Annotated in this window: 10 protein-coding genes; 5 read left to right on the top strand and 5 right to left on the bottom strand. The window is 74.5% G+C overall.

The genetic code is table 11. From position 1 onward, the window contains the following. Positions 1-50: 50 nt before the first annotated feature. The 3 genes from ACH4C6_RS02935 to ACH4C6_RS02925 all read right to left on the bottom strand — a co-directional run bounded on the left by ACH4C6_RS02935 (position 51) and on the right by ACH4C6_RS02925 (position 5,251). Positions 51-1,424: a cryptochrome/photolyase family protein gene (locus tag ACH4C6_RS02935; RefSeq protein WP_398106741.1), complete on the bottom strand. Its 1,374-nt coding sequence runs from the start codon at positions 1,422-1,424 to the stop codon at positions 51-53. Then, complete coding sequence (locus ACH4C6_RS02930) at positions 1,421-3,016, bottom strand: SDR family oxidoreductase (RefSeq protein WP_398106740.1); 1,596 nt, start codon at positions 3,014-3,016, stop codon at positions 1,421-1,423. The genes ACH4C6_RS02935 and ACH4C6_RS02930 overlap by 4 nt, the downstream gene beginning before the upstream one ends. 111 nt (positions 3,017-3,127) lie before the next feature. Continuing rightward, positions 3,128-5,251, bottom strand: a complete 2,124-nt coding sequence (locus tag ACH4C6_RS02925; protein ID WP_398106739.1) for an MMPL family transporter — start codon at positions 5,249-5,251, stop codon at positions 3,128-3,130. Between the two features lie 74 nt (positions 5,252-5,325). Between ACH4C6_RS02925 and ACH4C6_RS02920 the strand changes: the two genes are divergently transcribed. After that, entirely contained in the window at positions 5,326-5,835 is a 510-nt protein-coding gene (locus ACH4C6_RS02920; RefSeq protein ID WP_398106738.1) for a MarR family winged helix-turn-helix transcriptional regulator, read from the top strand. A gap of 52 nt (positions 5,836-5,887) precedes the next feature. Beyond that, on the top strand, positions 5,888-6,454 hold the full coding sequence (locus tag ACH4C6_RS02915; protein ID WP_398106737.1) for a DUF4383 domain-containing protein: 567 nt from the start codon (positions 5,888-5,890) through the stop codon (positions 6,452-6,454). 83 nt (positions 6,455-6,537) lie between these two features. Here the strand turns inward: ACH4C6_RS02915 and ACH4C6_RS02910 are convergent, their stop codons facing one another. Both ACH4C6_RS02910 and ACH4C6_RS02905 read right to left on the bottom strand, forming a co-directional pair. Beyond that, positions 6,538-8,118: a S8 family peptidase gene (locus ACH4C6_RS02910; protein WP_398106736.1), complete on the bottom strand. Its 1,581-nt coding sequence runs from the start codon at positions 8,116-8,118 to the stop codon at positions 6,538-6,540. A gap of 192 nt (positions 8,119-8,310) precedes the next feature. Further along, on the bottom strand, positions 8,311-9,141 hold the full coding sequence (locus tag ACH4C6_RS02905; protein ID WP_398106735.1) for an oxidoreductase: 831 nt from the start codon (positions 9,139-9,141) through the stop codon (positions 8,311-8,313). A gap of 92 nt (positions 9,142-9,233) precedes the next feature. On the opposite strand from ACH4C6_RS02905, the gene ACH4C6_RS02900 reads away from it, so the two are divergent. The 3 genes from ACH4C6_RS02900 to ACH4C6_RS02890 all read left to right on the top strand — a co-directional run bounded on the left by ACH4C6_RS02900 (position 9,234) and on the right by ACH4C6_RS02890 (position 12,357). Next, positions 9,234-10,139, top strand: a complete 906-nt coding sequence (locus ACH4C6_RS02900; RefSeq protein WP_398106734.1) for a LysR family transcriptional regulator — start codon at positions 9,234-9,236, stop codon at positions 10,137-10,139. Positions 10,140-10,308: 169 nt separating this feature from the next. Then, on the top strand, positions 10,309-11,457 hold the full coding sequence (locus tag ACH4C6_RS02895; protein ID WP_398106733.1) for a DUF4190 domain-containing protein: 1,149 nt from the start codon (positions 10,309-10,311) through the stop codon (positions 11,455-11,457). A 147-nt stretch (positions 11,458-11,604) separates the two neighbouring features. Then, positions 11,605-12,357 carry a GntR family transcriptional regulator gene (locus ACH4C6_RS02890; RefSeq protein WP_398106732.1) on the top strand — a complete coding sequence of 251 codons (753 nt, stop codon included), beginning with the start codon at positions 11,605-11,607 and terminating at the stop codon, positions 12,355-12,357. The last annotated feature ends 80 nt before the right edge of the window (positions 12,358-12,437 follow it).

The following is a 12,437-nucleotide window of genomic DNA, read 5'->3' as shown; positions in this document are numbered from 1 at the left end:
GCGGCGTGGCCGCCCGTCCGCGCGCGGCCCGCTCCTGAGTACCCGGATCCTCATGAGCGACCGCGCGCCTGGCGGAAACGGGCCAGACCCTCACCGAGGCCGAGGACCGGTTCGGGGTAACGCAGCGCGGCGCGCCGGTCGTCCGGGAGCCGCCAGGGTTCGTGCACCGCGCCACCCCCGACGTCGGCCAGCTCGGGCACCCAGCGCCGTACGTAGGCGCCCTCCGGGTCGTAACGCCTGCCCTGTGCCACGGGGTTGAGCACGCGGTGGGGGCGCGAGTCGGTGCCGGTGCCGGCGACCCACTGCCAGTTCATCTGGTTGTTGACGATGTCGCCGTCGACCAGGTGCCGCAGGAAGTGCCGGGCCCCGACGCGCCAGTCGACGTACAGCGTCTTGGTCAGGAAACTCGCCGTCAGCAGCCGCGCCCGGTTGTGCATCCAGCCCTCGTGGCGCAGCTGGCGCATGCCCGCGTCCACCATCGGATAGCCCGTACGGCCCTCCCGCCAGGCGGCGATGTCCCCGGCCGCCTCGTCCTCGTCGCGCCACCGGTCGCCGCGGCTGCGGTAGTCCCGCCGGGACGCCTGGGGCCGGACCGCGAGGAGCTGGTGGTGGAAGTCGCGCCAGCACAGCTGCCGCACGAACGCCTCGGCGCCGGCGCCGCCTTGTGCCCGGGTCCGGTGGACGAGTTCGGCCGGTGACAGCGCCCCGAAGTGCAGGTAAGGAGAGAGCCGTGACGTGGCGTCACCGGCCAGGTCGTCGTGCCGGTCGGCGTACCGGGCGAGGTCGCCGCGCGCCCAGTCGGCGAACCGCTCGCGGCCCGCCGTCTCGCCACCGGCCGGCAGGCCCGGCGCCACGTCCGCCTCCCGCGGGCGGGACGGCGGTTCCTCGCCGGTGGCCGCGGCGGGCACGCGGACCGCGTCCGGCGGGGGCAGGGGCTCGCGCAGCCGCTCCCGGGACCAGCGGCGGTAGTAGGGCGTGAACACGGCGAAGTGGTCGGAGCCGCTGGGGGTGACCCGTCCGGGGGCGAGGGCGGTGATGACGTCGTCGTGCACGTGCAGCGCGACACCGTCCGCCGCGAGAGCCTCGCGCAGCCGCTCCTCGCGCCGCTGGGCGAACCCGGTGATGCCGGCGGCCAGGTGCACCTCCGCGGCACCGCAGGCGGCGGCGACCGCGCGCACCTCCCGGGCGACCGGGCCCGAGCGCACCACGAGGCGGCCACCGCGCTCGCGCAGGGCGGCGTCCAGGTCGGCCAGGCAGTCGGCGAGGAAGGCGGCCCGGTTCGGCACGTCGAAACCCACCGCGTGGATCGCGGGGTCGCGCACGAACAGCGGTACCACCTCGTCCGCCGCGCGCAGCGCCGCGTGCAGGGGCGGGTGGTCGTGCAGGCGCAGGTCCGAGGTGAACAGGACGACCGCGACGGTCATGTGTCACTCCTGGTGCGGTGGCGCGGGTCCGTACGGGGCTGCCCCGTGCTTCCCGGGGAGCGGTTCCCGCGGATGCGCCGGGCCCGGGCGCCGCGGCCGGTGCCGGCCTCCCCGGCCGCGGCCCGGGCGATGTTGCGCGCCATCCCGCCGAACACCACGGCGTGGAAGGGGGCGACGCTCCACCAGTAGGCGTGGCCCAGCAGGCCGCGCGGGTGGAACAGGGCGCGCTGGCGGTAGCGGGTGCGGCCCTGCTCGTCGGTCTCGGTGTACATCTCCAGCCAGGCGAGCCCGGGCAGGCGCATCTCGGCCCGCAACCGCAGCAGACGGCCCGGCTCGATCTCCTCCACCCGCCAGAAGTCCAGGGAGTCGCCGACCCTCAGGTGGTGGGTGTCACGCCGCCCCCGGCGCAGTCCCACGCCGCCGACGAACCGGTCGAGCCAGCCCCGTACCGCCCAGGCCAGGGGGGAGGAGTACCAGCCGTTCTCGCCCCCGATGCCCTCGACGACCCGCCACAGTGCCTCCGGGGAGGCGTCGACGGGCCGCTCCCGCTCGTCCTGGTAGAGACTGCCGCCCGCCCAGTCCGGGTCGGTGGGCAGCGGGTCGCTGGGCGCGCCGGGCACGGACGCCGAGGACCAGCGGGTGGACACCTGCGCGTCGCGGACCTTGCGCAGCGCCAGGGACAGGGCCTGGTCGAACGGCAGCGGCAGGCCCGGTCCGTCCGGCACGTGGCGGGCGATGTCGTGCTCCCGGCAGACGACCTCGTGCCGCAGGGACTCCGTCAGGGGCCGGGCGAGGGAGGCGGGCACGGGCGTGACCAGCCCGACCCAGTGGCTGGACAGGCGCGGGGTGAGGACCGGGACCGGCACGATGAGCCGCCGCCGCAGCCCGGCGACGGCCGCGTAGCTGAGCATCATCTGCCGGTAGGTCAGCACGTCCGGGCCGCCGATGTCGAAGGCCCGGTCGACGTCGTCGGGGAGGGACGCCGACCCGACGAGGTAGCGCAGCACGTCCCGTACGGCGATGGGCTGGGTGCGGGTGTGCACCCAGCTGGGGGTGACCATGACGGGCAGCCGTTCGGTGAGGTAGCGCAGCATCTCGAACGACGCCGACCCGGATCCGATGACCACGGCCGCCCGCAGCACCGCCGCCGGCACGGGGGCCTCCAGGAAGATCCGCCCGACCTCGGCCCGGGAGCGCAGGTGCGGGGAGAGCTCGTGCTCGGGGACGCCGTAGGGGGTGAGCCCTCCCAGGTAGACGATCCGCCGGACACCGGCCGCCCGCGCCTGCTCGGCGAAGACGCGGGCGGCCTGCCGGTCGGTGTCCTCGAACTCCGGGCCGGAGCCGAGGGCGTGCACGAGGTAGTAGGCGATGTCGACGCCGTGCATGGCGGCGGCGACCGACTCCGGGTCGGTGACGTCCCCGCGCACGGTCTCCGCGTCGCCCGCCCAGGGGTGGTCGCGCAGCTTGCCGGGGGAGCGGGCCAGGCACCGGACGCGGTACCCGGCGTCCAGCAGCTCGGGCACCAGGCGCCCCCCGATGTATCCGGACGCCCCGGTGACCAGGCACAGCGGCCGCTGCCCGTCCGTCGTCATACCCGCCTCCGTCCGATGGGCCTCCGCGCCGCCGCGGCACGGCCGGTCCCGACAGCAGCTTTTCCCGCCCGGCCCCCGTCGCGGATGCACCCGGCCCGTGGCGCGGCCCGTTCAGCCGGACGGAGCAGCGGCGGCGGCCTTCTCCCGCGGCGCGGGCTCCTCCTCGCGGGCCAGGGCGCTCGGCCACCACGCCCTCGGCCCGACGTCGATCATCAGCGCGGGCACCAGCAGCGAGCGCACCACGAGCGTGTCCAGCAGGACGCCGAAGGCGACGATGAACGCGATCTGCACCAGGAACGCCAGCGGGATCACCATGAGCGCGGCGAACGTCGCGGCCAGCACCACACCGGCGGAGGTGATCACCCCGCCGGTCGTGGTCAGCCCGCGCAGCACGCCCTGGCGGTTGCCGTGCGCGAGGGCCTCCTCCCGCACCCGGGACATCAGGAAGATGTTGTAGTCGACGCCGAGCGCCACCAGGAACACGAAGCCGTACAGCGGCACGGAGGCGTCCGTGCCGCTGAAGCCCAGCAGATGCTGGAAGACCAGCGCCGAGACGCCCAGCGTGGCCAGGAAGTTCAGCCCGACGGTCGCGACCAGCAGCACCGGCACGAGCAGCGAGCGCAGCAGCACCATGAGGATCAGCAGGATCACCGCGAGGACGACGGGCACGATGACCGTCCGGTCGTGGGCGGCGGTCTGCTGGGTGTCGTACTGCTGCGCCGTGTAGCCGCCGACCAGGGCGCCGGCGCCGGGCACGGCGTGCACCTCCTCGCGCAGCCGCTCGACGGTCTCCTTGGCGGCGTCGCTGTCGGCCGCGGCCTTCAGCGTGACGTCGATGCGCACCCGCCCGTCGGCCACCAGCGGCTTGCCGGACCCGGGGCGTCCGGAGGCGGAGACGGCACCGGCGCCGGCCACGCCCTCGGTGGAGCGGGCGGCGGCCGTCACCTCCTCGGCCCGGCCGGCGTCGGCGATGACGATCGCCGGGTTGCCGGAACCGCCGGGGAAGTGCTCGCCGAGGGTGCGCTGCGCCGCGACCGAGGGCGCGTCGTTGACGAAGATCTCGTCCAGGGGCACGCCCTTGGACGACAGGGACGGGGCGAAGGCCGCGCACACGGCCAGCAGCAGCGCCGTCACCGCCCAGGTGCGGCGCGGCCGGGCGGACACGAGGGCCGCGACCCGGCGCCACACCCCGCTGCCCTCCACGGAGTCCTGCGGCTGCTTCGGCCGGGACGGCCAGTACGCGGTGCGGCCCAGCAGGGCCAGCACGGCGGGCAGGAAGGTCAGCGTGGTCAGCAGGGAGCAGGCGATGCCGATGGCGCCGACCGGGCCGAGGGCGCGGTTGTTGGTGAGGTCGCTGACCAGCAGGGTCAGCAGGCCCAGCGCCACGGTGGCGGCGCTGGCGGTGATCGCGCCGGACGAGCGGCGCACCGCGGCCACGGCCGCGGCGACCCGGTCCCCGCGCACGGCCAGTTCCTCGCGGAAGCGCGCGGCGAGCAGCAGGGCGTAGTCCGTGGCCGCGCCGATCACCAGGATCGACAGGATGCCCTGCACCTGCCCGTCGACCCGGACCACGTCCCGCTCCGCCAGGGCGTAGACCACGGCGCAGGCCAGACCCAGGGCGAAGACCGAGCTGAGGATGATCAGGAACGGCAGCAGGACGCTGCGGTAGACCAGGAGCAGGATCAGCAGCACGGCGCCCAGGGCCACGCCGAGCAGCAGTCCGTCGATGCCGGCGAACGCGTCCGACAGGTCGGCCTGGCTCGCCGCGGGCCCGGCGATCCGCGCCTCGGTGCCCGGTACGCCGTCGGCCGCCTTCCGTACGGCGTCGAGGGTGGTGGGCAGCTCGTCGCCGAGATCGGGCTCCAGCTGGACGACGGCCTGCATCGCCTCCCGGTCGTCGGAGAGCAGGGCGGGGGAGGGGCGGCCGACGAGGCCGGGTTCCCCGGCGAGCGCGGCGACGGCCCGGGTGGCCTGCGCCTGCCGATCCGCCGTGAGGCGCTGCCCGTCCGCCGTCCACACCACGATGGCCGGCACGGTCTCGGACTGGTCGAACGCCTTGCGGGCCTCCAGCACCCGGGTGGACTCGGCGCTGCGGGGGAGGAAGGCGGCCTGGTCGTTGGTGGCCACCTCGCCGAGCTTGCCCGCGTAGGGGCCGAGCGTCCCGCCCACCCCCAGCCAGACGAGCAGCAGGGCGAGCGGTACGAGCCGTCGGGCCCAACGCTGTGCGGTAGTCATGCGCATCCCAAGCCGTAGACGAAATAACTCACTCATAAAGTATCTCAATCATTGAGAGATACTAGGCTGGGGGGATGAGCGGTCCCGGCGTGCCCACGGCATCTCTTCCGGCGGACGACCCCATCGGGTTGCAGTCCTTCGCCGTTCTGCTGCGCCGGATGAACAGCGAGTTCAACCGCATCGCGCAGGAGTTCGCCCAGGCGCAGGGCCTGCATCTGACCGACATGCAGGCGCTGATCGCGATCCTGGACGCGGAGGCCGATCCCGAGGTGAGCGGCGAGCCCATGACGCCCGGCCGGCTGCGCAAGCAGCTGAACCTCACGTCCGGGGCGGTGACCGCCTGCCTGGACCGGCTGGAGCGGGCGGGGCACGTCCGGCGCGTACGGGACGGCGGCGACCGCCGTGTCGTGCACCTCCACTACGCCGACGCGGCCCGCGGCCTGGCCCGGGACTACTTCCGGCCCCTGGCCCGCGGCACCGAGGCGGCCCGGAGCCGGTTCGGCCCCGACGAACTGGCCGTGGTCGTCCGCTTCCTCGCCGAGATGAACGCCGAACTCGCCCGGCTGCGCCGTACCCCGGACTGAGAGCCTCCCCGGACACCGCATCCGAACAGGACACAACCGGCGAAACCGGGGCATGAAGCTACGAGACGAACTCCCGGTCGACCACCACCTGGCGACCGTCTACCGCTACGGCGCCGGCTTCTGCGGCCTGGTGCTGCTGGTGTTCGCGGCCCTCGGCTTCGCCGACGCCCTGAGCCCCTTCGACACCTCCGGCGACACCGTCGCGGGCATGACCACGAACGTGGCGCTGAGCGTCATCTCCACCGTGGTCGGTCTCGCGCTGCTCGCCGGAGCGGTGATCGGGGGCAACTTCGCCTCCACCCTCAACATGACGGTCGGAGCCCTCTTCGTCCTCAGCGGTTTCGCCCACGTCTTCGTGCTGGACCGGCCCGCCAACATCCTCGACTTCGGCATGACCAACGTGATCTTCAGCTTCGTCATGGGCCTGGTCATCGCCACGTTCGGCATGTACGGCCGCGTCTCCAGCCGGCTCGCCCCCGACAACCCCTACTACCGGCGCCGCCACCCGGAGCGCGCGGCCCGCGACCCGAAGGCACTCGGCGCCGCGGCGGCTCCCCCGCGGCGGCTCCCGGCGGCGACGACGGGCGGTGGCGCGTCCCGGGGGCACCTGCCCGGCTGAGCCGAGCCGCGCCCGCCACGGCCGGGGGCCGGGCCGTCACCGGCCCGGCCCCCTTCCGCTCGTGTGGATCAGACTCGCGCGGATCAGAACTGCAGCGCCCAGGCGTCGATCCGCCCGGTGTCGTACCGGGCGTTGTCGCTCACCCGGAGCTTCCAGGTGCCGTTGGCCACCTCCGAGGAGGCGTTCACGGTGTACGTGGTGTCGATGTTGTCCGCACTGCCGCCGGTGCCGTACGACTTCAGCGTGTACGCGGTGCCGTCCGGGGCGACCAGCTGGACCTGGAGGTCGCCGATGTAGGTGTGGACGATGTGCACCTCGACCGCCAGGGCGGCGGGGGCGTTGCCGGAGACGCCGGAGACGGTCACCGGCGACTCGGCCGTGGCGTTGTCGGCGATGGCCTGGTCGGCGGTGTTCTCGAAGCGCGGCCCGGGCGGGGTGGTCGAGCCGCCGCCGACGTTCAGGAGACGGTTGGGCGAGCCGGTGCCGGGGTTGGTGACGACGCCGGTGGTGGCGGCGGACGTCAGGGCGGCGGAGACCTGCGCGGGCGTGGCCGCGGGGTTGGCGGCCAGGTGCAGGGCCGCGGCCCCGGCGACGTGCGGACTCGCCATCGAGGTGCCGGAGATGGTGTTGGTCGCGGAGTCGCTCGAGTTCCAGGCCGACGTGATCGACGAGCCCGGGGCGAACAGGTCGAGGACCGATCCGTAGTTGGAGTAGCTCGCCCGGGCGTCGGAGGATGTCGTCGCGCCGACCGTCACGGCCTCACCGACGCGGGCCGGGGAGCGGGTGGAGGCGTCGGTGGACTCGTTGCCGGCCGCGACCACGAAGGTGACGCCGGCGGTGATGGCGTTGCGCACGGCCGTGTCGATGGCGGTGTCACCGGGACCGCCCAGGGACATGTTGGCGACGGCCGGCTTCACCGCGTTACGGGCGACCCAGTCGATGCCCGCGACGACCTGGGCGGTGGTGCCCTGGCCGGAGTTGTTCAGCACGCGCACCCCGACGACCCTGGCCTTCTTGGCCACGCCGTGGGCGCTGCCGGCGATCGTGCCGGCGACGTGCGTGCCGTGTCCGTGGCCGTCCTGGGCGGTGTTGTCGTTGTCGACGGCGTCGTAGCCGTTGGCGGCCCGGCCGCCGAAGTCGCCGTGCGAGATGCGGACACCGGTGTCGATGACGTACGCCGTGACACCCTCGCCGGCCGAGTCCGGGTAGGTGTACGCGTTGTTCAGCGGCAGGTTCCGCTGGTCGATGCGGTCCAGGCCCCAGGACGGCGGACCGGGCTGGGTCGCGCTGATCGAGAACGTCCGGTCCTGCACGACGGAGGCGACGGCCGGATCGGCGGCGAGACGTTTCGCCTCGGACGCGGAGGCCTCGACCGCGTAGCCGTTCAGGGCCTTGGTGTAGGTCCGCTCGATGTCGGCGCCGTACTTGTGCGCGAGCGCGCGGCCCTGGGCGGAGCCGGCCCGCTCGGTCTTCAGGGTGACGATGTAGCTGCCGGGAACGGAGTTCGCGGCGTCCTCGTACTGGATGCGCCCTTCGGCCGCGACCGGCGCCGCTCCGGCGGGGAGGGCGGAGACGAGACTCGCGACGAGTGCCGCGCAGGCAGCCGCGCCGAGCGCGGCGAGTCTGCGGCGGGGTGAACCGTGGGGAGTACGCATCACTGCCATCTGAGGGGTCCTCCTCGATCGGTGGTGCGCTGGGGGGTGGGGTGCACGCCCGTCGGTCGCCGCCGATGAGTGGCCTGAGGGTCATGGGCATGTCAATCAGGCGGCAACTCGTGTGCGTCAGCGTCAGGTTGAGGCCTGCCCGGGGATTGCACAAGGGCCCTGCGCGCACCGCAGGGCCCTTGTGGCGGTCCGTCAGGCGTCGAACGCCGTGTCCCGGCTTCGCTTCTCCCACGCCCGGACCTCGTCGCGCACCTGGTCCAGATGGCCGAGCACGGCGCTGACGCCGTCGTCCCCGAGGGGCAGGCGCAGCGGCGTGGCGTCGGAGTCCAGCGCGGCCAGGATCAGCGCGGCGGCCTTGGCCGGATCGCCCGGCTGGCTGCCGTCGCCCCCGGCGACCGCGGCGCGGGTCCCGGCCACCTTGGCGTAGACGCCGCTGTCCTGACTGGTCCCGGCCCGCCCGGCCGCGAACAGACCGGTACGGAAGGCGCCCGGCTCGACGACCAGCACCTTGATCCCGAACTCCGCGACCTCGTCCGCGAGCCCCTCGGACAGGCCCTCCAGGGCGAACTTCGTCGCGCTGTACGCCGAGAAGCCCGCGAACGACATCTGCCCGCCCATGCTGCTCATCTGGACGATCGCGCCCGAGCGCCGCTCGCGCATGAACGGCAGCACGGCCCGGGTGAGGGCCGCCGGACCGAACACGTGCACGTCGAACAGCTCCCGCAGTTCCTGCTCGGTGGTCTCCTCGAAGGCCCCGACGTGCGTGCGGCCCGCGTTGTTCACCAGCACGTCGATCCGCCCGTACCGCGCCACCACGTCCCGTACGGCCGCCTCGGCGGCCGTCGTGTCGGCGACGTCCAGCCGCAGCACCTCCACCCGGTCGGGGTGGGCCGCGGCCAGATCGCCGAGGTGCTCGGGGCGCCGGGCCGCGCCGACCACGACGTCACCCGCGGCGAGCGCGGCCTCGGCGATCGCCCGGCCGAACCCGCTGCTCGCACCCGTGATCAGCCACACCTTGTCCATGACGGCTCCTCGCCTCGTCCTCGTCCTGTCACCGACCACCCTCACCGCAGGAGCCGTTGCCCGTCCAAGACTTTCGGTGATAACTGATGGGCATGACCGTGGACGTGCACGTACGGGACCTGCGCTCCTTCGTCGCCGTGGCCGAGGACCTGCACTTCACCCGTGCCGCCGAACGGCTCTATGTGTCGCAGCCCGCCCTGAGCAAGCAGATCCGCGCCCTGGAACGCCAGTTGGGCGCCGAGCTGTTCCGGCGCGACCGGCACGGCGTGTCCCTCACGGAGGCCGGAGCGGCCCTGCTGCCGCACGCCCGGGCCGTGCTGGCCGCGTGGCGGGAGGGGGCGGCGGTGATGGACGCCCTGCGGGCCCGGCGGCGCGACACCCTGGTGGTCGGCATGAGCACCAGTCCGGTCCGCGGCGGGCTGCTGCCCGCGATCCGCTCCCGCTTCACCGACGCACACCCCGCCACCACCGTCCGGCTGCGCCAGGTCGGCTGGCAGGACCCGACCGCCGGCCTCGCCGACGGCTCGGCCGACGTGGCGTTCGTCTGGCTGCCCCTGCCGGACCAGGACCGCTACGCCTGGACGATCGTGGCCGAGGAGCCGCTGATGGTCGCCCTCCCGGACACCCACCCCCTCGCCGCCCGCCCCGATGTCGACTTCGCCGACCTGCTCGACGAACCGTTCCTCGCCCTGCCCGCCGGGAGCGGCCCGCTGCGCGACTTCTGGCTCGCGCTCGACGCCCGTGCGGGCCGCCCGCCCCGCATCGGCGCCGAGGTCGCGGGCACGGAGGAGACCTACGAGGCCCTGGCCGCCGGTCTCGGCGTCTGCCTCGTCGCCGCCGGCAACGTCCCGCTGCTCACCCTCGGCGGCGTGACGGCCCGCCCGGTCCACGGCGTCCCACCCGGCCGCTACGCCCTGGCCTGGCGCCGGGAGGACGAGCACCGGACCCTGCTCCGGGCCTATGCGCGGGCCTGCCGGCAGGTGACGGGGCGGGCCTGAACCGGGGCGGGGGCGAGCCCGGTGGCCCGCACGTCCTCCGCGGCGGCCCCGCGCCCTGTCCCGCCCGTCCCGGGCCGCCCGTCCGACGTCCGTGTCACCCCGGCCGCCTACGATGCGCCCAGCCGTCCGTCGGAGCCCGTCCACCGCCTCAACCAGGAGCGTCCCGCCCGTGTCGATACCCCCGCCCCCGGACGAGCGGCAGCCCCGCGACCCGTTCGCGCCGCCGCCGGCCGACGCGCCGCCGGCCCCGCTCGCCCCGCCGCCGCACGGGCCGTACGGGCGTCCGCACGGCACGCAGGTGTCCGTCAACGGGCTCGCCGTCGCCGCCCTGGTACTCGGACTGCTCTGCTTCCTGCCCGTCGCCGGACTCGTCCTGGGCCTGGTCGCGCTGTCGCAGATCAGGAGGACGGGACAGAGCGGCCGGGGCATGGCGATCACGGGGGTGGTGCTGTCCACCGCGGGGGCCGTGCTCTGGACGGCGGTGCTGTCCACCGGACTGGCCTCCCGGGCGTGGGAAGGGCTGACGGACGCCGCGCGGGGCGACGAGATCCTCGTCCTGGAGGAGGGCGAGTGCTTCAACGCGCCCGGCGGCCTGGACGACGACACCCCCGACCTGCGCACGGTGCCGTGTGCGAGCGGGCACGACGGCGAGGTCTTCGGCGTCGTGCCGCTGCCGCGCGGCTCCCGGCCCGGGGACGCGAGGACTGCCGCCCTCGCCGAGGAGCGGTGCGCGGCACTCCGGAGCGAGTACGCGATGGACACCTGGGCGCTGCCCGCCGACGTGGACGTGTACTACCTGATGCCCTCACCGATGAGCCGGCGCTCCGGCGGCCACGCCGTCACCTGCGTCTTCGCCCGCATCGACCAGGGCCCCCCGCTGACCGGGTCGCTGCGCGGCGCCCCCTCGGCGTTCGACTCCCACCAGGTCGTCCTCCTCTCCGCGGCCAACGCCGTCGACGCGGCCCTGTCCGAGGAACCCGGGAGCGCCCCGGAGAACGGTCTCGCCGCCCACCGGGCCTGGGCCGCGCGGGTCCACGCCGTGCTCGGCGAGCAGATCGAGGCGCTGCGCGGGCACGCCTGGCCGTCCGGCGCCCGCGGGCCGGTCGGCGCCCTGACCGCCGATCTCGAGGACGCGCGCGAGGCGTGGGACCGGGCGAGCACCGCGGCCGACGCGGACGCGTACCGCGCGCACCACGACGAGGCGTACGCGTACCACGACGGTCCCGCCGCCGTCACCGCCCGCAAGGCCCTCGGGCTGGCCGCCACCCCGCCGTCCCCCCGGGCGGGCCGGGGCGGTGACTCCGCGGCGCAGGTGTGACGGCGTCCATAGCGGGGAGAAAGTGCCTGCGTAAAGGCTTCAGCCGTCACATGTCATCACATCGAGTGATTCTCTGGCCTTTGCTTGCCTCGCACAACGTACGGTTGCCACGCTGTTGCTGTCTGTACAACCTGATGGGAGCGGCCAGTGACATTCGGTGAGCAGCCGGCGTACCTGCGCGTCGCGGGTGATCTCCGCCAGAAGATCGTCGACGGTCAGCTGCCGCCGCACACCCGGCTCCCCTCCCAGGCCAGGATCCGCCAGGAGTACGGCGTCTCGGACACGGTGGCGCTGGAGGCGCGCAAGGTCCTGATGGCGGAGGGCCTGGTCGAGGGCCGTTCCGGCTCCGGGACGTACGTGCGCGAGCGCCCGGTGCCCCGCCGCATCTCCCGCTCGGGCTACCTCCCGGCCGGTGGGGCCACGCCGTTCCGCCAGGAGCAGGCCGACGGCGAGGGGCGCGGCACCTGGGAGTCCAGCAGCGAGCAGACCGAGGCCGGCATCGCGATCGCCGAGCGGCTGGGCATCGAGCCGGGCGACCGGGTCATGTGCACGCGGTATCTGTACCGCGAGGGCGGCGAGGCGATGATGCTGTCCACGTCCTGGGAGCCCCTCGCCGTGACGGGGCGTACGCCCGTGATGCTGCCGGAGGAGGGCCCCGTCGGCGGCATGGGGGTCGTCGAGCGCATGCGCGCCATCGACGTGATCGTGGACAACGTCACCGAGGAGGTCGGCGCCCGTCCCGGCCTCGCCGAGGAACTGCTCGCGCTGGGCGGCGTCCCGGGCCATGTGGTGCTGGTCATCCAGCGCACGTTCTACGCGTCGGGCCGTCCCGTCGAGACGGCCGACGTGGTCGTCCCGGCCGACCGGTACCGGGTCGCCTACCACCTTCCGGTCAAGTAGCGGACGCTCACATCCGCCCCGGGGCGCACTTCCCGCGCGCCCCGCTCACACGACCGGTGCACCGCCCGCCGGTGACCGGC

It is taken from the genome of Streptomyces sp. NPDC017943 (assembly GCF_044328425.1).
Lineage (GTDB): Bacteria > Actinomycetota > Actinomycetes > Streptomycetales > Streptomycetaceae > Streptomyces > Streptomyces djakartensis_A.
The sequence above is the reverse complement of the archived record's forward strand: the minus strand, read 5'-3'. Positions and strand labels throughout refer to the sequence as shown.